The following is a 26,164-nucleotide window of genomic DNA, read 5'->3' as shown; positions in this document are numbered from 1 at the left end:
GAATCTCCATAACTGAAAAGAAAACTCAACCCTCGGCGGCGAGCTGCCCGCAAGCCGCGGCGATCTCCTGGCCGCGCGTGTCACGCACCGTGCACGCTACTCCGCCCGCGTTCACCAGCCGCACGAACTCCCGCTCCACCGGCTTCGGCGACGCGTCCCACTTCGAACCCGGCGTCGGGTTCAACGGAATCACGTTCACGTGCACCAGCTGACCCAGGTGCTTCCGCAGCCGGCGAGCTAGCAGCTCAGCCCGCCACGGCTGATCGTTGATGTCCCGGATCAAAGCGTACTCAATGGACACCCGACGCCCGGAAGTGTCGGCGTAGTACCGAGCCGCGGACAGAACCTCATCCACCGACCACCGCTCGTTCACCGGCACCAGCGTGTCCCGCAGCTCGTCGTCCGGCGTGTGCAGCGAAACCGCCAGCCGCACCTGCATCTTCTCGTCCGCCAGCTTCCGGATCGCCGGCGCCAGACCCACAGTGGACACCGTCACCGAACGCTGCCCGATGCCCAGCCCACCCGGCGCGGGATCGGTGATCCGCCGCACCGCGGCCACCACGCGCTTGTAGTTCGCCAGGGGCTCGCCCATGCCCATGAAGACGATGTTGGACAGCCGCCCGGGACCGCCGGGCATCGTGCCGTCGCGCATGACCGCCGCCGCCGAACGGACCTGGTCCACGATCTCCGCCGTCGACAAGTTCCGATCGAGCCCGCCCTGGCCCGTCGCGCAGAACGGGCATGCCATGCCGCAGCCGGCCTGGCTCGAGATGCACAGCGTCGCACGGTCCGGGTAGCGCATCAGGACGCTCTCCAGGAGCGTGCCGTCGTGCGCGCGCCACAGCGTCTTGCGGGTCGCTCCGTTGTCGGCCTGCAGCGCGCGGACCTCGGTCAGCAGCGTCGGCATCAGGTCGGCGACCAGCTTGGAGCGGGACGCCGCCGGGATGTCCGTCATCTCCGCCGGGTCGACCGTCAGGCGCGAGAAGTAGTGGTTCGACAGCTGCTTCGCGCGGAACGGCTTCTCCCCCAGCTCGGCGACGGCGGCGGCGCGTTCGGCCACCGTGAGGTCGGCGAGGTGGCGCGGCGGCAGGCCGCGCTTGGGAGCGTCGAAAACGAGCGGGAGGGCAGTCATAACCGAACCAGTGTCCCACGCGCCCCGAGCCGCCGCCCGGGCCGCCCCGGCCGGGTGTACGCCAGGTCACCCGGGGGACTGGACAGTTCCCGGACAAACGCGCGGGGCGTGCAGCAAGGCCGCGGCGGCACGCGACTCCCCGGCTTGAACGCGCACCGCGGCGAAGGGAAACGATCGTGACCGGACAGCGCCCGACGACCTGGCGCCGGTGGGGCGCCCGCTGGATCGACTGGCTCGTGCCCTGGCTCATCGGCTCGCCCCTGTGGCTCCCGGCCGGCCACCTGATCCAGTCCGGCGCCGGCGAGCGGGCCGCGCTGCTGACCCGGGACGGCGCCCTCGACGCCGTGTTCGGCAAGTGGGGCGACCTCGACGACGTCGCCCTCGCGGCGCTGTCCGGGTACTGGAGCACCATCGTGCTCATCGCCGGCTGCACCTTGACGCTGCAGGTCCTCGTCGTCGCGGCGTACGAGGTCGTCTTCGTGCACTGGTTCGGCCGCACCCCCGGGAAGATGGCGTTCTCGCTGACCGTGGCCGGGACCGGCGGCGGCCGGCTCGCCCTCGGCGCGGCCGCCCGGCGCACGGCCGTCGCGGTCGTCCTCCCGGGGATGGCCTGGGTCCTGCTGCTGCTCGGGCTGCTCGACCTCAGTCTCCTGTGGGCGGTTCCCGGCGTCCTGCTGCTGGCGGGCTCGGTCGCCGACTGCCTCGCCCTGCGGACCACCCCCGAAGGCCGGACCTGCTGGCACGACCGGCACGCCGGGTCGGTCGTCGTGCCGGTCACCTGGGTGGAGCAGCTCCGGCGGGTGCAGAACTCGCAAGCCGCGGCTCAGCTGCGCGACGTGGGCACCCTCGGCCGGCGGCTGCGGTCGCGGGCGGACGACACCGCGTCCTGACGCCCTGGCTAGATTGTCGATCGCCCGGTGAAACCAGCCGGGGCGGTTGTGAGTCCCAGGGTGGACGAAAGAGGTGAACCCGTGCGGAGCCGTTTCATCCTGGCCGTCGCGGTGGTGCTGGGCACCGCCGCGTGCAGCTCCACCACCGGCGGTCAGGCGCAGCCCGTGCCGACCGTGACCAAGGTCGCCGGGCCGCAGGTCGTGGTCGCGACCATGCACGTCGCCCTCCCGGTCGGGACGAAGTACACGGACAAGAGCCAGGACGGCCTGCTCGACGGCTGCGTCTCCGAAGGCGGCGCCGTCTGCCAGGCGCGGTTGCTGGACCTGCGCGAGGCCACTTCGGACCCCAACGCGCCCATCAACCTGCCCAGCGCGAAGCGGCCCTTCGGCTGGTACACGGGCACGGACGTCCCGACGTGCATCACCGCCGCCTCGCCGCCCGGGGACGCCGCCGTCGCGACCGGCAGCGACCTCCTCGACTCCGGGTTCAAGCCGATCGGCCCGAAGACGGCCGAGTACGGCGAGTGGCAGGTCACCTGCCAGGACGCGACCCAGAACAACAAGGTCCGGATGTGGTGGCTGCCGACGAGCAAGATCCTCGTGGTCGAGTACGGGGCCTCGGCCGACTGGGACACCAAGATGGACACGATGCTCGCGGCGGCGACCTTCAGCTGACGACGTCCAGCGCGGCCCGGATGATCGCGTCCGTGTCGATGCCGTGGTGGCGGTACACGTCCTCCAGCGACCCGGACTGCCCGAAGCCCGTGACGCCCAGCGCGACCGACGGCACCCGGTTGATCCCGGCCAGGAACGCCAGCGTGTGCGGGTGGCCGTCGAGGACGGTGACCAGCGGCTTCGCCCGCGAAGCCGGGAACGCCTGGTCGAGGATCCACGAGTCGCCGCTGCCCCGGCCCGAGCGCGCCTGCTGAGCCTCGAACAGCAGGCCCGGGCTGGTCACGCACACGACGTCGGCCTCGACGCCCACCTGGGCCAGCCGCTCGGCCGCGGCCAGGGTGTCCGGCACCAGCGCGCCCATCGCCACCAAGGTCACCGACGGCGAAGCGGCCCGCCGCAGCAGGTACGCGCCCGCGACGACCTGACGGCGGCGGCGTTCGCGCGCCGCCGGGTCCGTCGGCACGTCGGCCAGGGTCTGGTCGACCGGCCGCGTCGAAAGCCGGAAGTACGACGACGTGCCGCCCGGCTTGCCGAGCCGGCCGAGCGCCGCCAGCAGGGTCCACTCCGTGTCGATCGCGAACGCGGGTTCGTAGCTGACGCAGCCGGGCTGCTCGATGCCGATGGACGGCGTGGTGATCGACTGGTGCGCGCCGCCCTCCGGGGCGAGCGTGACGCCGGACGGCGTGCCGATCAGGATCGACTGCCCGCCCGCGTAGATGCCGAACGACCACGGCTCCAGCGCGCGCTCGACGAACGGGTCGTACATGACGCCGATGGGCAGCAGCGGCTCACCCCAGCGGCTCCAGGTCGCGCCCAGCTCGCCGAGCAGGCCGACCAGGTTCGTCTCGGCGATGCCCAGCTCGACGTGCTGGCCGGTCGGCTTCTCGCGCCAGTGCATGATCGTTTCGGGGTCGTCGTCGAACCAGTCGCGGCGCTCGGTCGCCGACCAGACGCCGACCTTGTTGACCCAGCCGCCGAGGTTGGTCGTGGAGCTGACGTCGGGGCTGACCGTCACGACGCGCTTCGCCGCTTCGGGCGCTTCGCGCGTCAGGTCGAGCAGGACGCGACCCAGCGCGGCCTGCGTCGTCGCGGTCCCGGACGGCGTCCGCCCGATGTCGACCGGCAGTTCCAGCGAAGGCGCCGAAGGGACGTCCGGACGGCGAAGGCGCGAAGCGACTTCAGCGCACAACGCGGCTTCGGACGACTCCGGCGCGAAGCCCTGCCACGGCGCAGCGAGGTCAGTCCCGAGAGACGTCGCCAGCTCCTCCATCTGCGCGACGGTCAGCAGCGACGAGTGGTTCTGCGGGTGCCCCTGGGTGGGGAGGCCGCGGCCCTTGACCGTGTAGGCGAAGATCACCGTCGGGCGACTGTCCGAAATGGACGCGAAGACCTCGTCGAGCGAGCCGAGGTCGTGGCCGCCGAGGTTGCGGATCGCGGCCAGCAGCGTCTCGTCGTCCAGCGTCGCCACCAGGCCGGCCAGCGCGGCGTCGCCCGCGGGCAGGCGGTCGCGCACCTGGGCGGCGTCGCAGCGCAGCAGCCGCTGGTACTCGGGGTTCGGCATCGCGTCGATCCGCGCGCGCAGCTCGGTGCCGCCGGGCCGGGTGAACAGCTCCTCCAGCAGCCGCCCGTACTTCAGCGTCAGGACCTGCCAGCCTGCCGCGTCGAACATGCCCTGCAGGCGTCCCGCCGCGATGTTCGGCACGACGCGGTCGAGCGACTGGCGGTTGAGGTCGACGATCCAGACGATCTCGCCGAGGTCGGCGACACCCGGGTCGAGGATCGCCTCCCAGATCGCACCTTCGTCCAGCTCGGCGTCACCGACGAGGGAGTACTGCCGTCCGGTGCCCGCGGAAGAGCCCCGGGTGGTCAGGTAGCGGCGGGCCAGCGCGCCCCAGATCGGGGCCGTCGCACCGATGCCGACCGAGCCGGTCGAGTAGTCGACGGGGTCGGGGTCCTTGGCACGGCTCGGGTAGCTCTGCAGGCCGCCGAACTCGCGCAGCGTCGGCAGGTAGTCCTCGTCGAGCTCGCCGAGCAGGTAGTTGATCGCGTGGAGCACCGGCGCCGCGTGCGGCTTCACCGAGACGCGGTCCTCGGGACGCAGGTGCCGGAACCACAGCGACGTCATGATCGAGACGAGCGACGCGCACGATGCCTGGTGCCCCCCGACCTTCAGCCCGGACGGGTTGGGCCGCACCCGGTTGGCCTGGTGCACGATCGCGGTGGCGAGCCACAGCACCCGCTGCTCTATGGAGGCGAGCGTGCCCGTCGCCCGAGCCGTCGGGGTGGCCTGAGTCATCGTCGACACCTTTCGTGCAGGAAGCGCACACCAGGACAGCACTGGTGGACGCTTCGCACAACCGATGGCGTCGGGACTGAGCAGAATGCCCACGGCGCACCGTGGCGTCAGGTCTCCGGCTGGGCAGAATGCACGCGCTTCAGCAGGGGCGTGAGCCGGTACGGGACGAGCTCGCGCATGACGAGCGAGATGTTCGTCCGCTCCACCCCCGGCGAGGCCAGGATCCGCCCGGCGATGCGGTAGAGGTCGTCGGCGTCGACGGCCACCACCTGCACCATCAGGTCGCTCGCCCCGGTCAGCCCGCACACCTCGGTGACCTCGGGGACGACCGCGAGCGCGTCGGCGATCTCGGCGAGGCGCCGCTGGTCGACCTGCGCGTTGACGAACGCCCGCAGCGGGTAGCCCAGCCGCGCCGGGTCGATGCGGCGTTCGAACGACCCGAGGACGCCGCGCTGCTCCAGCCGCGCGAGCCGGGCCTGCACCGTGTTGCGGGACAGGCCCAGCCGCTCGGCCAGCGCGACGGCCGTGGACCGGGGGTCCTCCCCCAGCGCCTGGAGCAGCCGCGCGTCGATCTCGTCGATGGTGTCGGGCACAGCCCGATCTTCTCAGCCCAAGTACTTCTTGAGGTCGTCGAGGACCTTCATCGCCCCGATCGGGCCGAGGCCGAGGAACCACACCGAGTCGTCGACCGCGATCGCGTGCTTGGCCTTGACCGCGCCCAGACCGGCCCACAGCCCGCTGCTCGTGACGGCCTTCTCGTCCGCGCTCGGGCCGGCGCCGAGGCTGGAGTAGAAGATCCAGTCGCCGTCGGCCTCGTCGATGCGCTCCTTGGAGATCTGCGCGGCGAGCTCGTCGATGTTCTGGTTCGCGGGCCGGCCGAGGCCGGTGTCCTTGAGGATGACACCGATGAACGACAGGTTGCCGTAGAGCCGGATGCCGGTGGAGTGGAAGCGCAGCAGCGAGATCTTCGGCTCGCCCTTGACCGCGGCCTTCACCTCGTTCGCCCGCTTCTGGTAGTCGTTCAGCAGCCCGATCGCCTGCGTCTCGGCGCCCAGCGAAGCGCCGATCAGGAGCAGGTTCTCCTTCCACGGGAACCCGGGGCGGATGCTGAACACCGTCGGCGCGATCTTCGACAGCTGCGGGTACAGGTCGTTCGCGCGCAGCTTGCTGCCGAGGATCAGGTCCGGGTTCAGCGCCGCGATCGCCTCGAGGTTGAGGTCGCTGATCCCGCCGATCGTCGGGATGCCCTTGGCACGGTCGGCGAGGTAGGCGGGCACGTCGTTCTGCCCGGCGTTGGTGGCCATGCCGACCGGGGTGATGCCGAGCGCGAGGACGTCGTCCAGCTCACCGCTGTCGAGCACGACGACCCGCGACGGCTTCTTGTCCAGCTTCGTCTTGCCCAGCGCGTGGGTGACGGTCCGCGGGAAGACACCGGGGCCGACGTCCGCGCCGAGCTTCGCGGTCTCGGAGTCGGCGGTGGAGAACAGCTTGCCGCCGGTGGCGACGTCCTGGTCGCCGACGCCGGAGGTGCTCTGCCTGTCCGGCTGGCCGCACGCGGCGAGGAGCGTGCCGGCCGCGAGCACCGCGACCAGCTTTGTCCACTTAGGACGCATCGGGGGTTCCTTCTTCCTGGGGGGCGGCCCGCCGCCGGCCGATCGGGACGACCAGGGGCGTGGCGGAGACCGGGTCCTGGATGACCTGGCAGGGCATGCCGAAGACGTCGGCGACGAGGTCGGCGGTGAGGATGTCGGCGGGCGCGCCCTCGGCAGCGATCCGGCCGTCCTTCATCGCGATCAGGTGGTCGCCGTAGCGGGCGGCCAGGTTGAGGTCGTGCAGGACGATGACGATCGTGCGGCCGTCCTCGGCGTTCAGCTCGGCGAGCAGGTCGAGGACCTCGACCTGGTGGGCGATGTCGAGGAACGTCGTGGGCTCGTCGAGCAGCAGCAACGGCGTCCGCTGCGCCAGCGCCATGGCGATCCAGACGCGCTGGCGCTGCCCGCCGGACAGCTCGTCGACCGGCCGCGCCGCCAGCTCGACCGTGTCGGTCGCGAGCATCGCCTTCGCGACGGCGTCGTCGTCTTCGTCGCTCCAGCGGCGGAACATCCCCTGGTGCGGGTAGCGGCCGCGGCCGACGAGGTCCGCGACGGTGATGCCCTCGGGCGCCGTCGGAGACTGCGGCAGCAGGCCGAGCACGGTCGCGACGTCCTTGCTGCGCAACGTCGTGATGCCCTTGCCGTCGAGGTAGACCGCGCCCGCGGTCGGCGTGAGCAGCCGCGCGAGCCCGCGCAGGAGCGTCGACTTCCCGCAGGCGTTGGTCCCGACGATCATGGTGACCTGGCCGGGTGGGATCCGCACGGACAGGTCCTTGACCACGCGCAGCGGCCCGTAGCCGAGGTCGAGGTTCTCGGTGTGCAGTGTCACGGCGTTCCTCTCACACTCGCCCGGCCCGGTTGGCGGTCGCGAGCAGCCACAGCAGGTAGGGCGCGCCCACGGCGCCGGTGACGACGCCGACCGGCAGCTGCTCGCCGAGCAGGTGCTGGGCCGCGAAGTCGCCCAGCAGCACCACGAGCGCGCCGATCAGCGCCGCGGGCAGCAGTCCCGCGCGGGCGCCGCCGACGAGCCGCGTCGCGATCGGGTTGGCCACGAAGGCGACGAACGAGATCGGGCCGGCCGCCGCCGTCGCGAACGCGGCGAGCGCCACCGCGACCACCAGCAGCGCCAGCCGGCTGCGTTCGACGCGCAGGCCGAGCCCGGCCGCGGTGTCGTCACCCAGCTGCAGGCCGGTCAGCGTGCGGCCGAGCAGCAGCGCGGCGGGCAGGAGCACGACGAGCGCGGCGGCGAGCGGGCCGGCGTGGTCCCAGGTCCGGGCGTTGAGGTTGCCGGTGAGCCAGACCAGGGCCTGCTGCGCGAGCGTGACGTCGGCCCAGGTCATCAGGTACGAGACGACGCTGGTGAGCATCGCGCCGATCCCGACGCCGACGAGCACCAGCCGGTAGCCGTGCACGCCGCCGCGGCGGGACAGCAGGTAGATCGCGGCGCCGGTGAGCAGGGCGCCGCCCAGGGCCGCGGCGGACACCACCGGGCCGGCGGCGCCGAAGAGGACGATCGCGACGACGGCCGCCGCGCTCGCGCCCTGCGTCACGCCGATGACGTCCGGGCTGGCCAGCGGGTTGCGCAGCAGGCGCTGGAAGAGCGCCCCCGCCGTCCCGAAGGCGAGACCGACGAGCAGGCCGGTGACCGCCCTCGGCAGGCGCAGTTCCGTGACGACGTAGGCGGCCCGACCGGTCGCGTCGCCGAAGAGCAGCCCCGGCAGCTCACCGAGGGGCACCGGGAAGTCCCCGACCGCCAGCGAAACCGCGAAGACGACCACGATCGCGAGCAGCGACAGCAGGGACACCGCGCGGGCCCGGGCGGCTCCCCGGCGGCGCGCGGCGACGATCGTCTCGAGCGCGGTCACACCGTCACGACCTTGCGGCGGCGCACGAGGAACACGAACACGGGCGCGCCGACCAGTGCCGTGATGATCCCGACCTGCACCTCGGCCGGGCGCGCGACGACGCGGCCGACGACGTCGGACACCAGCAGGAGCAGCGGGGCGATGAGTGCCGAGTACGGCAGCAGCCAGCGGTGGTCGGGCCCGGTGACCAGCCGCGCGACGTGCGGCACGGTCAGCCCGACGAACGCGATCGGCCCGGCGATCGCCGTCGCCGACCCGCACAGGACGACGACGGCCAGCGCGCACACCAGCCGCGCGGCCGTCACGTTCTGGCCGAGCGAGCGGGCGACGTCTTCGCCGAGGGCGAGCGCGTTGAGCATCCGCGCGGCGACCAGCGCGAGCACCACGCCCGCCACGACGAACGGCACGGCCTGGGCGATCGTCGCCGCGTTGCGGCCGGCCAGCGAGCCGACCTGCCAGAACCGGTACTGGTCGAACGTCGTCGCGTCGGTCAGCAGCAGCCCACTGGTCACCGACGCCAGCGCGGCGGAGACCGCGGCCCCGGCCAGCGCGAGCTTCACCGGCGTCGCCCCGGCCCGGCCGAGCGAGCCGATGCCGTAGACGACGGCCCCGGCGGCCGCGGCGCCGGCGAAGCCGAACCAGACGTAACCGCCGACGCTCGCGATGCCGAACGTGCCGATGCCGAGGACGACGAACAGGGCCGCGCCCGCGTTGACGCCGAGCAGTCCCGGGTCGGCCAGCGGGTTGCGCGTCGCGCCCTGGATGACGGCGCCGGACAGGCCCAGCGCGACACCGGCGAGCACCCCGGCGAGCGTGCGCGGGAGCCGGAGCTCGCGGACGACGAGGTGGTCGGCGTTGCCCGGGTCGAAGTGGAAGAGCGCGTCCAGCACGGTGCCCGGGCTCAGACCGCGGGTGCCGACCGCGACGCTGAGCAGCACGGCGGCGACGACGGCCGCGGCGAGGACCAGCAGCCCCGCCGTCAGCGGGAGCGATCGGGTGCGCACTGGTCGTTACCTTTGCTAACAGGTGTTAGGCTTGCCTAATCTAAGCCTCAGCACTTGAAGGCTCAAGCTCCGTGAGCGGCATCACCGGGACGAGGTTGCCATCCGACTGTTTCCGATATATCGTGAAGCAGTCGCAACAGTTCGAGAAAGGAACATGACATGCGTAGGCAACGACACCCCTTCAGTTCGGAACACCCCTTCGCCCAGGAACGTGGGCGTGCACCCTTCGGTGGCTTCGGCGACTTCCCCCCGGGCTTCGGCCCTGGTGGACGCGGTCGCGGCGGCCGAGGCCACGGACCGGGCCGGCGAGGTCACGGCGGACGGCGCAGCCGCCGCGGTGACGTCCGCGCCGCGATCCTGGCACTGCTCGCCGAGCAGCCCCGGCACGGCTACGAGATCATCCGCGAGATCGGCGAGCGCTCCGGCGGCTTCTGGCGGCCCAGCCCCGGCTCGGTCTACCCGACGCTGCAGCTGCTGGCCGACGAAGGCCTGGTCATCAGCAAGGACGAGCACGGCAAGAAGCTCTTCGAGCTGACCGACGCCGGCCGCACCGCCGCGGAAGAGCAGGACAGCACCCCGCCGTGGGAGCAGATCGCGCAGGACGTCGACCCGTCCGAGGTCGGGCTGGCCAAGGCCGGCAAGAACCTGGCGGCCGCCGTCGTGCAGATCATGCGCGCGGGCACCGAGAGCCAGCAGGCCCGCGCGGCCGAGGTCCTCAACGACGCCCGGCGCTCGCTCTACGGCATCCTCGGTGAGGACGAGGACGAGTCCTCGGCTTCGACCGAAGAAGCAGCCGAGTGACCTGGCAGGACGAGGCCGGTGGGCTTGACCCGCGCGTGGACGCGGTAGCCCACCGGCAGCGTCAGGTCGTGCGCGCGATTCCCATTACGCTGCACCGACTCCGCGATCGCCTGTTCGGCGACGCGCTTGCTGAACTCGATCTTCAGCACCGCTTCGAGGTCCCCCGCCGTTTCGAACCGCCACTCGGTGGTGACCCGGCGGCAGCCGAAGCCGGCCCGGGCGAAGAACCGTTCGACGGCACCCGGGTCGTAGTGCGGTAGGTCGGCGCGCATCCAGGAGCCGTAGGGCTCACTGGTCACGTCGAGGTCGACGATCAGCAGCACCCCGCCCGGCCGCAGCACCCGCTCGGCCTCCGCCAGCCCCGGCTCGCAACCGGGTCCGAAGAAGTACGCCGTGCGCGCGTGGACGACGTCGACGCTCGCGCTGCGGACCGGCAGCCGCTGGGCCCGGCCCATGCGGACGTCCACGTTCGACAGTCCCTCGACCCGCTTCAACGCGCTTCGCACGAGCGGCTCGTGCGGCTCCACCCCGAGCACCGAACGCGCGTCGCGGGCGAAGCGCGGCAGGTGGAACCCGTCCCCGCAACCGACGTCCAGCACGTCCCGCCCGGCCCAGTCGCCCTCTTCACGCAGCACGCGCCAGATCTCGCCGCCGCTGTCCTGCGCCCGGTTCTCCAGCTCGTAATCGGCCTGGTAATACCAGATGTTCGGACTCGGCACGACCTCCGCGCGCCGGGACGACCACCGCACCGCTGCTCCTTCCGGGGCCTACTTCGCCGCCAGTGATCTTCACGCGCCGAATTCTTGGCGGAAACCACACGGATCACGCCTAGAATTCGGTGGGTCTCGGGAGGAGCACCCATGGCGATCGACCCGTCCATCACGTCGTCCCCGGTCCCGGCCGGACTTCCGTGCTGGATCGAGCTGGCCTGCCGCGAGCAGGCCGTGGCGGAGAGATTCTACGGTGCTCTCTTCGGCTGGACGTACACCACTCAGCGCGACCCGGCGACGTCCGACGGCCGGTACGCCATGGCGACGCTCAACACCGTTCCGGTCGGCGGCCTCTACCGCGCCGCCCAAGGCGCGCCGCTGGGCTGGATGCCGCACCTGTCCGTGCCGCACACCGCGAGCGCGGCCGAATGGGTCGAGCACCTCGGCGGGCGGCTGACGCTCGGCCCGATGCCGATCCCGCAGCGCGGCACGATCCTGCACGCCTACGACGCGTGCGGCGCGCCGGTGGTGTTCTGGGAGGTGCCGCCGGACTGGGAGTTCGTCACCGGGATCCCCAACACCTTCAGCGGCGCGGACCTCAACACCCACGACGGCGTCGCGGCGGATCACTTCTACACCAAGCTCTTCACCTACGGGAGCCACCAGATCGGCGACGGCGAGTCGCTGGACTACGTCGAATGGCTCATCGAGCACGAGCCCGTGCTGTACCGGTACGTGATGGGCTCGGAGTACAGCCTCGACACCCCGCCGCACTGGCTCGTCTACTTCGACATCGACCCGGCCCGCGGCGTCGACGCCGTCGCCGGCGAAGCGCTGATGAACGGCGGCACCGTCGTGATCCAGCCCTACGACACGCCGTTCGGCCGGATGTCGATCCTCGCCGACCCGGAAGGCGCCGTCTTCGCGGTGATCGACCACTCGCGCGTCTCCGAGGACTGGGGCCGCGCCGAGGTCGACGACCCCTACGACGACTGACGTTCGGCCAGCGCGAGTCCCGCGACGAGCGCGTACCCGCCCGCGACCAGCCACATCCCGGTGGCGGGCAGCAGCGCGCCGACGAGCGCGACCCCGATCGCTCCCCCGGTCTGGCGCGACGCGTTGAGCACGCCCGCGGCCAGCCCCGCCTTGCCCGGCAAGGAGTTCATCGCCAGCGACGTCATCGCGGGCATGGCCAGCGAGCAGCACCCGAACACGACCGAGACGACGACGAACGGCACCAGCGCGCGGTCTTGGGGCAGCAGCGCGAAGCCCACCGAACCGGCGAGACCCGCCACCGCGCCCGCGACCATCGGGACGCGCGGGCCGGACCGCCCGGTCAGCCGGCCGCTGACGAACGCGTTGAGCCCGACCACCACCGTCAGCGGCACCAGGGCGAGCCCGGCGGCGAGCGCGCCGAGCGACCACACGCGCTGCAGGTACAACGCGAGGCAGAAGAGCGTGCCGTAGAGGCAGAAGTTGAACAGGCCGCCGATCCCGGTCGCCACCGCGAAGTTCCGGATCTTCAGGATCCCGAGCGGGAGCACGGGTTCCGCGACGCGCTTCTCGACCGCCACGAACACCGCGCCGGCCACCACTCCCCCGGCGAGCAGCCCGAGGGTCCCGGGCGCGAGCCAGCCGGCGTGCCCGGACTCGATGAACCCGGCGACGAGCCCCGCGAGCGACGCCGTGCCGGTCAGCTGGCCGGCGAGATCGAGGCGGGTCGTCTCGTGCCGGGGCGGTTCCGCGACCGCGCGCCGCGTCAGGACGATCGCGACGACGCCGACCGGGACGTTGACCGCGAAGACGAGCCGCCAGTCGGCGAGACCGACCGCGAGCCCGCCGAGCATCGGCCCGGCGGCGAGCCCGACCCCGCTCATGCCACCCCACACGCCGAGGGCGCGCGCCCGCTCCCGCGCGTCCGGGAACTGGTGGACGATCAACGCGAGGGACGAAGGCAGCAGTGCGGCGGCACCGGCGCCCTGGACGGCCCGCGCGGCGATCAGCCAGGTCGTGTCACCGGCGAGTGCGCAGGCCACTGACGCGAGGACGAAGACGGCGACGCCGACCTCGAAGACGCGTCGCGAGCCCCACCGGTCGCCGGCGGCGCCCCAGGTGAGCAGAAACGCGGCGAGCGTGACGGTGTAGGCGTCGACGACCCACTGCAGCGCGGCCGTCGACGGTTCGCCGAAGTCGGCGCCGATCGCGGGCAGGGCGAGGTTCACGATGGTCGCGTCGAGCGTGATCATCACGAAGCCCAGGCAGACGGCGGCGAGCGCGAGCCGGGCGCGGGTTTCGGTGAGCATGGGCCGAGTCAAACCCACCGAAGCTTCGGCCGTCCACGAACCATCGCCTACGACTGGTAGGCGGAAGCTCCCACCGCAGCTCAGCCGAGGGGCACGAAGGCCGAAAGCAGCAGCCAGGACACCACGGCCGAGGGCAGCAGCGAGTCGAGGCGGTCCATGATCCCGCCGTGGCCGGGCAGCAGCGTGCCCATGTCCTTGACGCCGAGGTCGCGCTTGATCAGCGACTCGACGAGGTCGCCCAGCGTCGCGGTCAGCACGATCGCGACGCCGAAGATCACGCCCTGCCAGACGTGGCCGTCCAGCAGCAGGCTGAGGGTCAGCGCCCCGGCGACGACGCCACCGACGACCGAACCCGCGAAGCCTTCCCAGGTCTTCTTCGGGCTGATGGTGGGCGCCATCGGGTGCTTGCCGCCGAGCACACCGGCGATGTAGCCACCGGTGTCCGAAGCGACGACGCCGATCAGGAAGGTGAGAACGCGCCCGACACCGTCCGACGGCGGCACGAGCATCGCCGCGAAGGCACCGAAGAGCGGCAGGTAGGCGGCGGCGAACACCGACGCGCTGATGTCACGCAGGTAGCCCTTGGCACCGCCGGGCAGGCGCCAGAGAAGGCAGGCGAGCACGGTGAGGACGAACGCGGTGAGCGCGCCTTCCCGGCCGAACGGCCAGGCCAGCCAGATCATCGCTTGCCCACCGACGAGCACCGGGATCATCGCGACCCGGGTGTCGGCGACCCGGCGCAGCACCCCGGCGAACTCGAAGGTGCCGACCGCGATCGCGACGGCGATGATCCCGATGAAGAGGAAGCGCACGGTGAGCAGGGAGACGATGATCGCGGCCCCGAGCAGGAGCCCCACGCCGATGGCCGCGGGCAGGTTCCGCCCGGCCTTGGAGCCCTTTTTTGCCTCGGGTGCCGGAGTCGCCGCCTCAGCCGGTGCTTCGGCCGCCGCGGCGGTCCCGGCGGCCGACAACCGATCCGCTTCGCCGGTACCCGGCACCTCGGAGTCGCCGAAGCCGGGAGACTCCGGCGCGCCCGGCGTCTCCGCCGCGATGCCGGATACCGAGCCGGATCCCGAGGTCACCGGCGCGCCCGACGTCTCCGCCGCGATGCCCGATCCCGAGCCGGGTCCCGAGGTCACCGGCACACCCGGCGTCTCCGCCGCGATGCCCGATCCCGAAGTCGCCCGCGCCGCCGGTGTGCCGGATCCCGAGGTCGGCGTCGTCTCCGCGGCAACCCCGTTCTGCGGGGTCCCCGGCGCGGCCGGGATGCCGGCGTCGGCCGGCCCCGGCGTCCCGGGAGCGGCCGCCGGTTCTTCTCCGGTGGCTCCCACCCGGTCCTCGCGTTCCTCGCTCACCTGTGCCATCAGACCTCGAGCAGCTCGGCTTCCTTGTGCTTGACCAGCTCGTCGACCTTGTGCGAGTAGGTGTCGGTGAGGTTCTGCAGTTCCTTCTCCGCGCGCACGACCTCGTCCTCGCCCGCTTCGCCGTCCTTGCCGATGCGGTCGAGCTCTTCCTTGGCCTTGCGGCGGATGCTGCGGATGGTCACCCGGGCGTCCTCGCCCTTGCTCTTGGCGACCTTCACCATCTCCTTGCGCCGCTCCTCGGTGAGCTGCGGGATGACGATCCGGATCACGTTTCCGTCGTTGCTCGGGTTGACCCCGAGGTCGGACTCGCGGATCGCCTTCTCGATGGCGACCAGCTGCGTCTGGTCGTAGGGCTTGATCAGCGCCATCCGCGCCTCGGGCACGTTGACGCTGGCCAGCTGGTTCAGCGGGGTCGGCGCGCCGTAGTACTCGACCACGATGCGCGAGAACATCGACGGGGTGGCCCGGCCGGTGCGCACCGACGTCAGGTCATCCTTCGCGACGGACACCGCTTTTTCCATCTTCTCCTCGGCGTCGAGGAGGGTCTCGTCGATCACGGCTACTCCCGTTGTTGTGATGGGTGGCGCTTGCTGATCCCAGCAGGTCTAGGCCGGCACCCCGTCGGCGGGGGTGCTGACCAACGTGCCGATTCTTTCACCACTGACCGCGCGGGCGATGTTCCCCTCGGTGAGCAGGTTGAACACGATGATCGGCATGTTGTTGTCCATGCAGAGGCTGAACGCCGTCGCGTCGGCGACCTTGAGGTCCCGCTCCAGCACCTCGCGGTGGGTGATCTCGCGGAACATCTCGGCGGTCGGGTCGGCCTTCGGGTCCGCGGTGTAGACGCCGTCGACGGCCTTGGCCATCAGCACGGCTTCGCAGCCCAGCTCGAGCGCCCGCTGCGCCGCCGCGGTGTCGGTGGAGAAGTACGGCATGCCGACCCCGGCGCCGAAGATCACGACGCGCCCCTTCTCCAGGTGCCGCTCGGCGCGGCGCGGGATGTAGGGCTCGGCGACCTGGCCCATCGTGATGGCGGTCTGCACGCGGGTGGGCAGACCTTCCTTCTCGAGGAAGTCCTGCAGCGCCAGGCAGTTCATCACGGTGCCCAGCATCGCCATGTAGTCGGCGCGGTCGCGGTCCATGCCGCGCTGCGAGAGCTCGGCGCCGCGGAAGTAGTTGCCGCCGCCGATCACGACCGCGACCTGGACGCCGGTGCGGGCGACGTCGGCGATCTGCTGCGCGACGGAGTGGACGACATCCGGATCGACACCGATCGAACCGCCGCCGAACATTTCGCCGCCCAGCTTCAGCAGCACCCGCCGGTAGCCACCTTCGACCCGGTCACCCATCTATGTCGCCTCCTAGGCCGATCGACCATCGACAATTCTTCTTCTGGACCCGACAGTGCCCCGTCCCCGATGGACGGAGACGGGGCACTGGGGGTGAAACCTATACCCGGACCTGGCCTCAGGCCTGGCCGACCTCGAAGCGTGCGAACTTCGTGATCGTCACGCCCGCCGCGTCGAGCAGGGCCTTGACGGTCTTCTTGTTGTCCTTGACCGACGGCTGCTCGAGCAGCACGTTGTCCTTGTAGTACGCGTTGACCTTGCCCTCGATGATCTTCGTGAGGGCCTGCTCCGGCTTGCCCTCTTCACGAGCGGTCTTCTCCGCGATGGAGCGCTCGTTCTCGACGATCTCGGCGGGCACCTCGTCGCGGGTCAGGTACTTCGCGCGCAGCGCGGCGACCTGCATGGCGGCGGCGCGGGCGGCCTCGGTGTCGTCACCGGTGAACTCGATGAGCACGCCGACGGCCGGCGGCAGGTCCGAGCCGCGGCGGTGCAGGTAGTTCGTGGTCTGGCCCTCGAACGACACGACGCGGCGCAGCTCGAGCTTCTCGCCGATGCGGGCGGACAGCTCCTGCACGACCTCGTTGACCGTCTTGCCGTCCAGCTCGGCGCCCTTGAGGGCCTCGACGTCGCTGGTCTTGAGGGTCTTCGCGACCTCGACGACCTTCGCGGCGAGCGCCTGGAACTCGGCGTTCTTCGCGACGAAGTCGGTCTCGGAGTCGAGCTCGATCAGGACGCCGCCGTCGCCGGCGACGAGGCCCTCGGCGGTGGCACGCTCGGCGCGCTTGCCGACGTCCTTGGCGCCCTTGATCCGCAGGAACTCGACGGCCTTGTCGAAGTCGCCTTCGTTCTCTTCCAGCGCCTTCTTGCAGTCCATGAACCCGGAGCCGGTCAGCTCGCGCAGGCGCTTAACGTCAGCGGCGGTGTAGTTCGCCATTCTGCTAAATCCGTCCTTTTCAGGTACGTGAAATCCGTGGGGGTGCTACGCCCGTGCGGCCGGCGCGAGGCCGGCCGCACGGACGGCGGTACATCAGGAGGAGGCGGTCGCCTGCTCGGCGGGGGCCTCGGCCGGCGTCTCGACCGGGGCGTCGACGGCCGCGGCGGCCTCGGTCGCGTCGGCGGCGGCGGTCTCGGAGCCGGCGAGCAGCTCCTTCTCCCACTCGGCCAGCGGCTCGTCGGTGGCGACACCCGGCTCCGGCTTGGTGTCGGCCGAAGCGCCGTTGCGGCTGGAGCGCTGCATGAGACCGGCGGCCGCGGCCTCGGCGACGACCTTGGTCAGCAGCGCGGCCGACCGGATGGCGTCGTCGTTGCCCGGGATCGGGTAGTCGACCTCGTCCGGGTCGCAGTTGGTGTCCAGGATCGCGACGACCGGGATGTTCAGCTTGCGAGCCTCGCCGACGGCGATGTGCTCCTTCTTCGTGTCGACGATCCACACGATGCTCGGCACCTTGGCCATGTCGCGGATACCGCCGAGGGTCTTCTCGAGCTTGTCCTTCTCGCGGGTCAGCGTCAGGATCTCGCGCTTGGTGAGACCCTCGAAGCCGCCGGTCTGCTCGCGCGACTCGAGCTCCTTCAGGCGGAGGAGACGCTTGTGCACCGTCTGGAAGTTGGTCAGCATGCCGCCGAGCCAGCGCTGGTTCACGTAGGGCATGCCCACGCGCGAGGCTTCGGCCGCGATGGCTTCCTGAGCCTGCTTCTTGGTGCCGACGAACATGATCGTGCCACCGTGCGCGACGGTTTCCTTGATGAACTCGAACGCGCGGTCGATGTAGGTCAGCGTCTGCTGCAGGTCGATGATGTAGATGCCATTGCGCTCGGTGAAGATGTAGCGCTTCATCTTCGGGTTCCACCGACGGGTCTGGTGCCCGAAGTGCACGCCGCTGTCGAGCAGCTGCTTCATGGTGACGACGGCCATTGCCGGAATCAACCTCTTCTGTGTCGTGCGCGCTCGCGGTGGTTCGCCGCTCACGCGCTACTCGGTTTTGTCGCTCGCGGCCGGGTGGCCGCTCGCCCTGGTGCCCGTGGCGGTGTCCGGACCCAGGAGTGAGGAACCCCGGGGACCGCCGGACACCGTGCGTCTCGCCCGGCTGGTGGTGCGAAAAAGCCGGGGGAACGCGCACGTGCACGCGAAGTCAGCCCACTCACGTGGACCGCGGAAAAGATTCTACCCCCTGCCACCAGCCCCTCCCCCACCGGCGGCCGCGGACGAGCGCAGTTGTCCACATCGGGTCCGGTTATCCACAGATTCGCCTTCGGCTCCCCGCGCGGGAATTCGGTGCCGCAGGCTGGAGCCATGGAGTCGATCAAGGATTTCCGACGGCGGGTGACGAGTGGCCTTTGGGGTGCGTTCGCCCTGGTCACGGTGGCTTTAGCAGCGACGTTCGGCACGCTGGCTTCGGCACGGGAGGCGGCTGCGCTGACGACCGGATCGGGCACGGCCGACGGTGCCCGACCGGCGATGGCGGCATCGCCGCGGCTGGGGATACCTGCTGCCCGGGCGGCCGACCTCGCTCACCCACAGGCATCGCTGCCACCTCCGCCGCCGCTGCCATCTCCGCTGCAGCCATCGCCGCCGCCTCCGGGACCGGCGGAGCAGGACGGGGCCGGGCCAGCGGCGTCAGTCGACCGGGTGAAGCAGGCGCGGTTGTCCTGGCCGTTGTCACCCGTTCCGGTGGTCACCAAGTACTTCGACGCCCCGGAAACGCCCTACGGCGCCGGCCATCGCGGTGTCGACCTGGCCGCCGTGCTCGGTCAGGAGGTGCTGGCCGCCGACGCCGGTGTCGTCGTCTTCGCCGGGCTCGTCGCCGGGCGGCCCGTGATCTCCGTCGACCATGACGGCGGTCTGCGGACCACCTACGAGCCCGTCGAGCCAAGGGTCGCCGTCGGGGATCAGGTCTACCGGGGGCAGGTGCTCGGGTCCGTCCTCGCCGGGCACCCGGGCTGCGCGATCGCCGCCTGCCTGCACTGGGGGGTCCGGCGGGGCGACGAGTACGTCGATCCCCTCGCTCTGATCGGAGAGGTGGGCGAGTTCCGGCTCAAGCCGTGGGGAGGGGGTCCGTGATCAGGAGCCGGTCTGCTCGACCAGCTTGGCGCGCAGCCGCATGACCGCCCGCGTGTGCAGCTGGCTCACCCGCGACTCGGTCACGCCGAGGACCTTGCCGATCTCGGCGAGGGTCAGGCTCTCGAAGTAGTAGAGGCTGACCACGATCTTGTCGCGCTCGTTGAGCTGTCCGATGGCCTGGGCGAGCTGGCGGCGGTTGTCCTGGTCGACGAGCACCGCGACCGGGTCGACCGCGTCGTCGTCGGGAATCGTGTCGACCAGCGAGCCGCTGTCCTTGCCCGCGGCCACCAGGTCCTCCAGCGCGACGACGCTGGTGAGCTGCAGCTGGCCGTAGAAGTCACGCAGGTCGTCGAGACCGATGCCGAGCTCGGCGGCGAGCTCCGCGTCGGTCGGGGTGCGGTTCAGGCGGGCGCCGAGACGCTCCATCGCGCGCTCGGCCTCCTTGGCCTTGCTGCGGACGGCGCGCGGCACCCAGTCCTGCGAACGGAGGTCGTCGAGGATCGCGCCGCGGATGCGCTGCATCGCGTACGTCTCGAAGCGCAGGCCGCGTTCGGGGTCGAACTTCTCGATCGCGTCGACGAGCCCGAAGATGCCGGACTGCACGAGGTCACCGACGTCGACGTGGGTCGGCAAGCCGGTGCCGACCCGGCCCGCGACGTACTTGACCAGCGGGGCGTAGTGCAGCACGAGCCGATCGCGCGACGCCTGGTCGGGGCTGTCGGCGAACTGCCGCCACAGCGCCGCGATCCCGGCGTCGACGTCGTAGCCGGCCCGTGACTCCGCGGGCACGCCGGAGTCACCGTGAGTGGTCACTCCGGCGGCTTCGGTCACGTGCGGTCCTGCGGTCATTGCACAGTCGTTCTCGGCATGCGGCTCAGTGTCGTCTCCGTGCTCGTGCGTATGCGCGTGCGCCGCCGGGCCCGCTGCTGACGACCCCGGCGAGACTCCCCGGGCCGCCTCAGGCCCTGGGGTGCGCTCGGTCATGGATCGCTTTCAACCGGTCGACGGTCACATGAGTGTAGAGCTGCGTCGTGGCAAGCGTAGCGTGACCAAGCAGTTCCTGAACGCTCCTGAGATCGGCACCGCCCTCCAGCAGATGCGTCGCCGCCGAATGTCGCAGGCCATGGGGCCCCATGTCGGTCGCTCCGGGCACCGCCGTGACGGCGTCGTGCACCACGCGCCGCACCGCGCGCGGGTCGACGCGTTTCCCCCGGACACCGAGGAAAAGCGCGGGCTCGACGCCGTCACCGGCGGTTTCCGCGACGATCTTCGGCCGCCCCCCGGTGATCCAGTCGTCGAGCGCTTCCGCCGCCGGGACGCCGAACGGCACGACGCGTTCCTTGCCGCCCTTGCCGAGCACCGTCACGACACGACGGGAGAAATCGGCTTCGCCGACGTCCAACCCGCACAACTCGGACACGCGGATGCCGGTGGCGTAGAGCAGCTCGACGATCGCGCGATCACGCAGTGCGACAGGATCGCGCTGGGCCGCGCCGGCCGCCGACGCCCGCATGACCTCCCCCGCCTGCCCGGCGCGCAGCACCCCGGGCAGGGTGCGGTGCGCCCGCGGGGCGGCGAGCCGCCCGCCCGGGTCGGTCGCGAGGACGCCGGTGCGGTGGGCCCAGGCCGTGAACGTCCGCGCCGAAGCGGCCCGCCGAGCAAGCGTCGTCCGGCTCGCCCCGCCGGACTGCTGGGCGGCGAGCCACGCCCGCAGCCGGGCGAGGTCCAGCTCCGCGAGCCCGCCACCACCGTCCACGACGAACACCAGCAGCGACACCGCATCGCCGACGTACGCCCGGACGGTGTGCGCGGACAGGCCCCGTTCCAGCCCGAGGTGCCGTTCGTAGCCGGTGACGACGGCCTGGACCGGCCCGGGCAGCGCGGCCCGGAGCGCGCGCAGGTCCGGCCGGCGGCCCCGGCCGGAGCGTGATGGCGGCGGCATGGATGTCACGCTGCGCGAACAACCGCCCTCGGTCAAGGATCGCCACGCGGGCCCACCGGACCGGCCGAACACTTTCGACGATTTCGCCGGGAATTCGTGGCGTTCACGCGCTTTCCCTCCGTCGTCGCCACCCCCCTTCCCCGCGGACGGCGAATCCGTCGACCTCCAGCGCGGGCAGCAGGGCCCGTACTTTCCGCAGCGGAAGCCCGGATTCGGCCGCGATTTCGGCGTCCGAACGGTCAGCGCGCGCGGCCAAGGCCTCATACGCCCGCAGCGCCTCGGGACCCAGCCGGTCGGTGGGCCGTTTCGGCCGCGCGGCCTGGTCCTCGGCGATGCCGAAGCGGCCCACGGTCTCGAGGATCTCGTCGACGGTCGAGACGAGCGTCGCCCGGGAGTCGCGGATCAGTTCGTGGCAGCCGACGGACATCCCGGACGAGACGGGTCCCGGCAGCGCCATCACCACCTTGCCGAGGGCGCCGGCGGTGCTCGCGGTGTTGCGCGCACCGCTGCGGCGCCCGGCCTCGACGACCAAGGTGCCCTCGGTGAGGGCGGCGATGAGCCGGTTGCGGACGAGGAAGCGGTGCCGGGCCGGCGGGGTGCCGGGCGGGTACTCGCTGACGACCGCGCCGCCGTTGCGGACGATCCGGTTCAACAGCCCGACGTGCCCCGCCGGATAGCCGCCGTCGACAGCGCAGCCGAGCACCGCGACGGTGACCCCTCCGGCGGCGAGCGCACCGCGGTGGGCGGCACCGTCGATGCCGTAGGCCGCCCCCGAGAAAACGGGGACGCCGCGGCTGGCCAGCCCGTACGCCAGCTCGGCGGCGTGGTGCTCGCCGTACTCGGTGGCCGCCCGCGCCCCGACGACGGCCACGGCGCGATCGGCGGCGGTACCGAGCGCGACGTCACCGGAGACCCAGAGCGCGAGCGGCGACACGGCTTCGGTCACGCCGCGCCGGGCCGCGAGATCGAGGGCGAGCAGCGGCCAGGCGGGCCACTCGTCGTCCTCGGGAACGACCAGCCGGGCACCAGCCGCACCGGCCCGCGCGAAGTCCTGGCCGACGAGGTCGTACTCGCGGCGCGCTTCGGTCGCCTTGAGCACTCCGGGCGGACAGTCGCCTCGACGGACCCGGGCGGCGGCCTCCACGGGGCCGACCTCGGCTACGAAGGCGACCAGCGCCGGAGCCGGGGGTTCGGCCACACGGAGGAGGTAGGCACGGGCTCGGCGCAGCTCGTCGGGGCCCTTGCCGCTACCTGCCGCAGGCACAGCCTGGCGCGCCCCATCGGAGTTCGTGCCGCCGCCTGCGGCAGGAATCTCGTGGCGCGACTCGCCGGGGCCAACGTCGCCGCCTGCTGCAGGAATCTCGTGTCGCGGCTCGCTGGGGCCAACGTCGCCGCCTGCTGCAGGAAGGTCCTGGCGCAGCTCGGCGGAGTTCACGCCGCCCTTTGCGGCAGAGGACGCTCGACGCACCTCGCCGGAACTCACCCCACCGCCCGCGACAGGACGCTCCTGACACACCTCGCCGAGACTCACGCCTCCGGATGCGGCAGAAAACGCCTGGCGCACCTCGCCGAGGTCCGCACCTCCGCCTGCGGCGGGGAAAGCCTGGCGAGGCTCGACTGGACTCATGCCGCCACCCGCGGCACGGCGTGGCTCGTCGGGGTTCGACGCGCCGGCCGCAGGCAAGCGAGCATCGTTCTGCCGGCCGGGGCGCAGCTCGCCGCCTGCGGCTGTCTCGCGCAGCTCGTCGGGAGTCATGCCGCCACCCGCGGCACGGCGTGGCTCGTCAGGGGTCATGCCGCCACCCGCTCTCGGAAGGCCAGGGCCGAGCCGACCTGGTCTGTGCCTGGACTTGGCTCGCCGTCCAGGTCGGCCAATGTCCAGGCGATCCTCAAACACCGGTCGGCTCCGCGACCGCTCAAGGCTCCGCGTTCCATCGCGCGGTCGAGCAGGGCTGTCGCGTCGTGGGCCAAGGCGAACTGCCGTCGGAGGGCCGAGCCGGGCACCTCCGAGTTGGACAGCCAGCCGTGCTCACGCCATCGGAATGCCGCACGTTCGCGCGCCTCGAGCACTCGTCCGCGGACGGCTTCCGACGATTCCGTCGCCCCCGTGTCGTGCGCGCTGATCGCGCTCAACGGCCGTAACCGCACTCGCAGGTCGACGCGGTCGAGCAGCGGTCCGGAGAGCCGGGCGAGGTAGCGACGGCGGGCAGTCGGTGAGCAGACGCAGTCAGCTTCTTTCGGTGGGGCGCACGCACACGGGTTGGTCGCCAGCACGAGCTGGAACCGCGCCGGGTACGTGATGGAACCCTTGACCCGGGCGATGCGCACCTCGCCCTCTTCGAGCACGGTCCGCAGCGACTCGAGGCACTGCGCACCGAACTCGCAAACTTCGTCGAGGAACAGCACGCCGCGATGGGCGCGGCTGATCGCGCCGGGCGACGCGATTCCGCTGCCGCCGCCGATCAACGCCGCGATGGAGATCGAATAGTGCGGGTCCACGAACGGCGGCACCACGACCAGCGGCGAGGACTTCGACAGCGAGCCGTCGACCGAGTGCACCGCCGTGACCTCCAGCGACTCCTCCGGTGACAGCTGCGGCAGCAGACTGGGCAGGCGTTTCGCCAGCATCGTCTTGCCCACTCCGGGCGGTCCGGTGAGCAGCAGGTGGTGCCCACCCGCCGCGGCGACCTCGAGGGCCCAGCGCGCCTCCGGCTGGCCGACGACGTCCGCCAGGTCCGGTGCCGGCGGCAGGAGCGTCGGACCCGGTGGTTCCGGACGTGCCAAGTCGGCTTCGCCCTTGAGCCAAGCCACCAGGTCGCGCAGGTGACACGCGCCCACGACGTCGATTCCGTCGACGAGCGCCGCCTCACTGAGGGAATCCATCGGCACGACGGCTCGCTCGTAGCCGGCGGTGCGTGCCGCGAGCAGGCCCGGCAGAATGCCGCGGACCGCGCGGATCCGGCCGTCCAAGGCGAGTTCGCCAAGCAGCACACTGCCGAGCAGCCGGGTCGCGGGGACGGCGCCCGTCGCCGCGAGCACGGCCGCCGCGATACCGAGGTCGTACGCCGAGCCGACCTTCGGCAGGTTGGCGGGAGACAGGCCCAGGGTCACCTTTCCGTCGGGCCAAGGCTGACCGGAGTTGCGCACCGCGGAACGGACGCGGTCCTTCGCCTCGCGCAGTCCCGCGTCGGGGAGTCCGACGAGCGTGACCCGGCTCAACCCGCCGCCCAGGTCGGCTTCGATCTCGATGACCCGGCCGTCGATGCCCAGGAGGGCCGCCGACCAAGCCTTGGCGATGGGCATCAGAACGCCGCCTCGATGTGCTGGACGCGGGGGCGCTTGCCCGGCTCGGCGAGGATCGTCACCACGTCGTAGCGGACCTGGCACCAGCCGATGCGGAACTCGCGCAACCAGCGTTGCGCGGCCCGGCGCACGCGGCCGGCCTTCTCCTCCGTGACCGTCTCCGATGGCAGGCCGAACTCGGTGCCCGTGCGGGTCTTGACCTCGCAGAAGACCACTCGCGTGCGGTCGGTGAGGATGAGGTCGATCTCGCCTTCGCGGCAGCGCCAGTTGCGGCCCAGCAGGACGAGGCCGCGATCCTGCAGGTGCCGGGAGGCGAGATCCTCTCCCCACGCGCCCAGGTCGCGGCGGTGTCTTGCGAGCTGGTCGGTGCCCGTCATCGTGTTCGCCCCTCGTCGGTGCGCCGGTCACCGGGGCGGTCCCGGCGATCACGGTGCGTGTGCGTTCGACGATGCCAGCGCACGAGGCGGCGAAACCAGACCGAAAACGCCGGCCTGTGGACAACCGGGGGTATGTGGACAACGGTCCACGGAACGCGGCGAACAGCGCGAAACTGTCGGACCGCTGTGCTAAGGCGGCCAGGGCAGAACGAAACCGCGCCGGCTCGTCCAGGACGAACCGGCGCGGGTGAAGGACCAGCTCAGCCCGAGAACGGGCCGTCTTCGGGCAGCCGGAGGTCCGGCTTGTCGAGCTCCTCGACGTTGACGTCCTTGAACGTGATGACGCGGACGTGCTTGACGAAGCGGGCCGGGCGGTACATGTCCCAGACCCACGCATCGGACATGCGGACCTCGAAGTACACCTCGCCGCCGCCGTCGCGGACCTGGACGTCGACCGCGTTCGCCAGGTAGAACCGCCGCTCGGTCTCCACCACGTACGAGAACTGACCCACTATGTCGCGGTACTCGCGGTACAGCGAGAGCTCCATCTCGGTCTCGTACTTCTCGAGATCCTCTGCGCTCATGAAATCCGCGCCCCTCCTCGGGATCGTGCTGCTGCTCCGCCGGCGGAGCGTTCATTGTGACCCACACCCGCGGCCGGGGCATGCAGCGGCAGGCTGAGTTGTGGCTCGAGTGCTTCGTCGAGGACCGCGGCCAGGCCCGCGGCGGACCCCGTCTCAACGGCTTTTTCCAGCGCCGCGTAGGTCAGCAGGACCGGTCGCGCGGGCCGCACGCCGTGCTTGACGGCCACCGTCGCGACGTTCGTGTACGACCAGCGGTGGACGTCGCTGGGCCCGTGTTCGCGCAGCGCCGCCAGGTGGTCGGACGTGCTGTAACCCTTGTGCACGTCGAAACCGTAGTGCGGGAAGTCGTCGTGGTAGCCCGCCATGATGCGGTCGCGCGTCACCTTCGCCAGCACCGACGCGGCCGCGATGCACGCCACCGAACGGTCGCCCTTGATCACCGCCGCGTTCGGGGCCGTGAGGCCCGGGACCCGGAAACCGTCGGTGAGGATGTAGCCCGGGGACACCCGCAACGCCGCCGCGGCGCGTCGCATGCCCTCCAGGTTCATCACCCGGATGCCGTAGAGGTCGACCTCCGCGGTGGGGATGACGATCACGGAGTAGTCGACGGCCCGGGCGAGGACCAGGTCGTAGACCCGGTCGCGCGCCTTGGCCGTCATCAGCTTGGAGTCCGTCAGCTCGGTCAGCTTCGCCGCGTCGCCCTGCTTGAGCACGCAGGCCGCGACCACCAGCGGCCCCGCGCACGCCCCGGCGCCGGCTTCGTCCACACCGGCGACCGGGCCGAGGCCACGGCGGTCGAGCGCGCCCTGCAGACCCCAGAAGAGGTCGCCGCGCACCACGGCCCGCGGCGGCCGGATCGGCTCGGCCGCGGTGAGGGGAACGGGAAGAGTCAAGGCTGGATCACCCGTCTGCCGGCACG

Annotated in this window: 26 protein-coding genes; 5 read left to right on the top strand and 21 right to left on the bottom strand. The window is 71.6% G+C overall.

Annotation, left to right across the window (positions count from 1 at the left end; genetic code table 11):
* Positions 1-25: 25 nt before the first annotated feature.
* Entirely contained in the window at positions 26-1,132 is a 1,107-nt protein-coding gene (rlmN, locus tag ACZ7OU_RS45680) for a dual-specificity RNA methyltransferase RlmN (protein WP_470244915.1), read from the bottom strand.
* Positions 1,133-1,308: 176 nt separating this feature from the next.
* On the opposite strand from rlmN, the gene ACZ7OU_RS45675 reads away from it, so the two are divergent.
* Complete coding sequence (locus ACZ7OU_RS45675; protein WP_470260046.1) at positions 1,309-2,022, top strand: RDD family protein; 714 nt, start codon at positions 1,309-1,311, stop codon at positions 2,020-2,022.
* A gap of 81 nt (positions 2,023-2,103) precedes the next feature.
* Positions 2,104-2,697, top strand: coding sequence for a hypothetical protein (locus tag ACZ7OU_RS45670; RefSeq protein ID WP_470244917.1), 594 nt, complete (start codon positions 2,104-2,106; stop codon positions 2,695-2,697).
* Here the strand turns inward: ACZ7OU_RS45670 and ACZ7OU_RS45665 are convergent.
* From ACZ7OU_RS45665 to ACZ7OU_RS45640, 6 genes are all read right to left on the bottom strand, one after another.
* Positions 2,690-4,993 (bottom strand): transketolase-like TK C-terminal-containing protein, encoded by a 2,304-nt coding sequence (locus ACZ7OU_RS45665; protein ID WP_470260045.1) that lies wholly within the window; start codon positions 4,991-4,993, stop codon positions 2,690-2,692. The two genes, ACZ7OU_RS45670 and ACZ7OU_RS45665, sit on opposite strands and share 8 nt — an antisense overlap.
* Before the next feature lie 107 nt (positions 4,994-5,100).
* On the bottom strand, positions 5,101-5,586 hold the full coding sequence (locus tag ACZ7OU_RS45660) for an Lrp/AsnC family transcriptional regulator (protein WP_470260044.1): 486 nt from the start codon (positions 5,584-5,586) through the stop codon (positions 5,101-5,103).
* Positions 5,587-5,598: 12 nt separating this feature from the next.
* Complete coding sequence (locus ACZ7OU_RS45655; RefSeq protein ID WP_470260043.1) at positions 5,599-6,606, bottom strand: ABC transporter substrate-binding protein; 1,008 nt, start codon at positions 6,604-6,606, stop codon at positions 5,599-5,601.
* Positions 6,596-7,414 (bottom strand): ABC transporter ATP-binding protein, encoded by an 819-nt coding sequence (locus ACZ7OU_RS45650; RefSeq protein WP_470260042.1) that lies wholly within the window; start codon positions 7,412-7,414, stop codon positions 6,596-6,598. The genes ACZ7OU_RS45655 and ACZ7OU_RS45650 overlap by 11 nt, the downstream gene beginning before the upstream one ends.
* A 10-nt stretch (positions 7,415-7,424) precedes the next feature.
* On the bottom strand, positions 7,425-8,450 hold the full coding sequence (locus ACZ7OU_RS45645; RefSeq protein WP_470260041.1) for a FecCD family ABC transporter permease: 1,026 nt from the start codon (positions 8,448-8,450) through the stop codon (positions 7,425-7,427).
* The gene (locus ACZ7OU_RS45640; RefSeq protein WP_470260040.1) at positions 8,447-9,454 is read right to left on the bottom strand and encodes a FecCD family ABC transporter permease; all 1,008 of its coding nucleotides are present in this window, start codon (positions 9,452-9,454) and stop codon (positions 8,447-8,449) included. Before ACZ7OU_RS45640 ends, ACZ7OU_RS45645 begins: the two co-directional genes overlap by 4 nt.
* 159 nt (positions 9,455-9,613) lie before the next feature.
* Here ACZ7OU_RS45640 and ACZ7OU_RS45635 point away from each other — a divergent pair, with 159 nt between their 5' ends.
* The gene (locus ACZ7OU_RS45635; RefSeq protein ID WP_470244924.1) at positions 9,614-10,255 is read left to right on the top strand and encodes a PadR family transcriptional regulator; all 642 of its coding nucleotides are present in this window, start codon (positions 9,614-9,616) and stop codon (positions 10,253-10,255) included.
* Here ACZ7OU_RS45635 and ACZ7OU_RS45630 read toward each other — a convergent pair.
* Entirely contained in the window at positions 10,192-11,004 is an 813-nt protein-coding gene (locus tag ACZ7OU_RS45630) for a class I SAM-dependent methyltransferase (protein ID WP_470260039.1), read from the bottom strand. The genes ACZ7OU_RS45635 and ACZ7OU_RS45630 overlap by 64 nt on opposite strands.
* Positions 11,005-11,115: 111 nt before the next feature.
* Between ACZ7OU_RS45630 and ACZ7OU_RS45625 the strand changes: the two genes are divergently transcribed.
* Positions 11,116-11,961 carry a VOC family protein gene (locus ACZ7OU_RS45625; protein ID WP_470244926.1) on the top strand — a complete coding sequence of 282 codons (846 nt, stop codon included), beginning with the start codon at positions 11,116-11,118 and terminating at the stop codon, positions 11,959-11,961.
* Here the strand turns inward: ACZ7OU_RS45625 and ACZ7OU_RS45620 are convergent.
* The 6 genes from ACZ7OU_RS45620 to rpsB all read right to left on the bottom strand — a co-directional run bounded on the left by ACZ7OU_RS45620 (position 11,949) and on the right by rpsB (position 17,893).
* Positions 11,949-13,268, bottom strand: coding sequence for an MFS transporter (locus ACZ7OU_RS45620; protein WP_470260038.1), 1,320 nt, complete (start codon positions 13,266-13,268; stop codon positions 11,949-11,951). The genes ACZ7OU_RS45625 and ACZ7OU_RS45620 overlap by 13 nt on opposite strands.
* An 80-nt stretch (positions 13,269-13,348) precedes the next feature.
* Complete coding sequence (locus ACZ7OU_RS45615) at positions 13,349-14,239, bottom strand: phosphatidate cytidylyltransferase (protein ID WP_470260173.1); 891 nt, start codon at positions 14,237-14,239, stop codon at positions 13,349-13,351.
* A 392-nt stretch (positions 14,240-14,631) separates the two neighbouring features.
* Positions 14,632-15,189, bottom strand: coding sequence for a ribosome recycling factor (frr, locus tag ACZ7OU_RS45610; protein ID WP_020644474.1), 558 nt, complete (start codon positions 15,187-15,189; stop codon positions 14,632-14,634).
* A 48-nt stretch (positions 15,190-15,237) separates the two neighbouring features.
* Entirely contained in the window at positions 15,238-15,981 is a 744-nt protein-coding gene (gene pyrH / locus ACZ7OU_RS45605) for a UMP kinase (protein ID WP_003065595.1), read from the bottom strand.
* A 118-nt stretch (positions 15,982-16,099) separates the two neighbouring features.
* Positions 16,100-16,915 carry a translation elongation factor Ts gene (gene tsf / locus ACZ7OU_RS45600; RefSeq protein ID WP_470244928.1) on the bottom strand — a complete coding sequence of 272 codons (816 nt, stop codon included), beginning with the start codon at positions 16,913-16,915 and terminating at the stop codon, positions 16,100-16,102.
* Between the two features lie 93 nt (positions 16,916-17,008).
* Positions 17,009-17,893 (bottom strand): 30S ribosomal protein S2, encoded by an 885-nt coding sequence (gene rpsB, locus ACZ7OU_RS45595; protein ID WP_470244929.1) that lies wholly within the window; start codon positions 17,891-17,893, stop codon positions 17,009-17,011.
* Positions 17,894-18,505: 612 nt separating this feature from the next.
* Between rpsB and ACZ7OU_RS45590 the strand changes: the two genes are divergently transcribed.
* Positions 18,506-19,039 carry a M23 family metallopeptidase gene (locus ACZ7OU_RS45590; protein WP_470260172.1) on the top strand — a complete coding sequence of 178 codons (534 nt, stop codon included), beginning with the start codon at positions 18,506-18,508 and terminating at the stop codon, positions 19,037-19,039.
* Here the strand turns inward: ACZ7OU_RS45590 and ACZ7OU_RS45585 are convergent, their stop codons facing one another.
* The 7 genes from ACZ7OU_RS45585 to ACZ7OU_RS45555 form a co-directional block, all read right to left on the bottom strand.
* Positions 19,040-19,888, bottom strand: a complete 849-nt coding sequence (locus ACZ7OU_RS45585; RefSeq protein WP_470244930.1) for a FliA/WhiG family RNA polymerase sigma factor — start codon at positions 19,886-19,888, stop codon at positions 19,040-19,042.
* Positions 19,889-19,997: 109 nt separating this feature from the next.
* Positions 19,998-20,981: a tyrosine recombinase XerC gene (locus ACZ7OU_RS45580; protein WP_470260037.1), complete on the bottom strand. Its 984-nt coding sequence runs from the start codon at positions 20,979-20,981 to the stop codon at positions 19,998-20,000.
* A 103-nt stretch (positions 20,982-21,084) separates the two neighbouring features.
* Positions 21,085-22,245: a DNA-processing protein DprA gene (gene dprA / locus ACZ7OU_RS45575; RefSeq protein WP_470260171.1), complete on the bottom strand. Its 1,161-nt coding sequence runs from the start codon at positions 22,243-22,245 to the stop codon at positions 21,085-21,087.
* A gap of 527 nt (positions 22,246-22,772) precedes the next feature.
* Positions 22,773-24,284, bottom strand: coding sequence for a YifB family Mg chelatase-like AAA ATPase (locus tag ACZ7OU_RS45570; RefSeq protein ID WP_470260036.1), 1,512 nt, complete (start codon positions 24,282-24,284; stop codon positions 22,773-22,775).
* A complete protein-coding gene (locus ACZ7OU_RS45565) occupies positions 24,284-24,661 on the bottom strand; it encodes a YraN family protein (protein ID WP_470244934.1) in 378 nt (125 codons plus the stop codon). Before ACZ7OU_RS45565 ends, ACZ7OU_RS45570 begins: the two co-directional genes overlap by 1 nt.
* A gap of 260 nt (positions 24,662-24,921) precedes the next feature.
* Positions 24,922-25,245, bottom strand: coding sequence for a DUF2469 domain-containing protein (locus ACZ7OU_RS45560; RefSeq protein WP_003096226.1), 324 nt, complete (start codon positions 25,243-25,245; stop codon positions 24,922-24,924).
* Positions 25,242-26,084 carry a ribonuclease HII gene (locus ACZ7OU_RS45555; RefSeq protein WP_470245684.1) on the bottom strand — a complete coding sequence of 281 codons (843 nt, stop codon included), beginning with the start codon at positions 26,082-26,084 and terminating at the stop codon, positions 25,242-25,244. The genes ACZ7OU_RS45560 and ACZ7OU_RS45555 overlap by 4 nt, the downstream gene beginning before the upstream one ends.
* Positions 26,085-26,164: the final 80 nt, after the last annotated feature.

The organism is Amycolatopsis sp. NPDC114505, from assembly GCF_055633615.1.
Note: the sequence above shows the minus strand (reverse complement) of the source record. Positions and strands in the feature narration are given on the sequence as shown.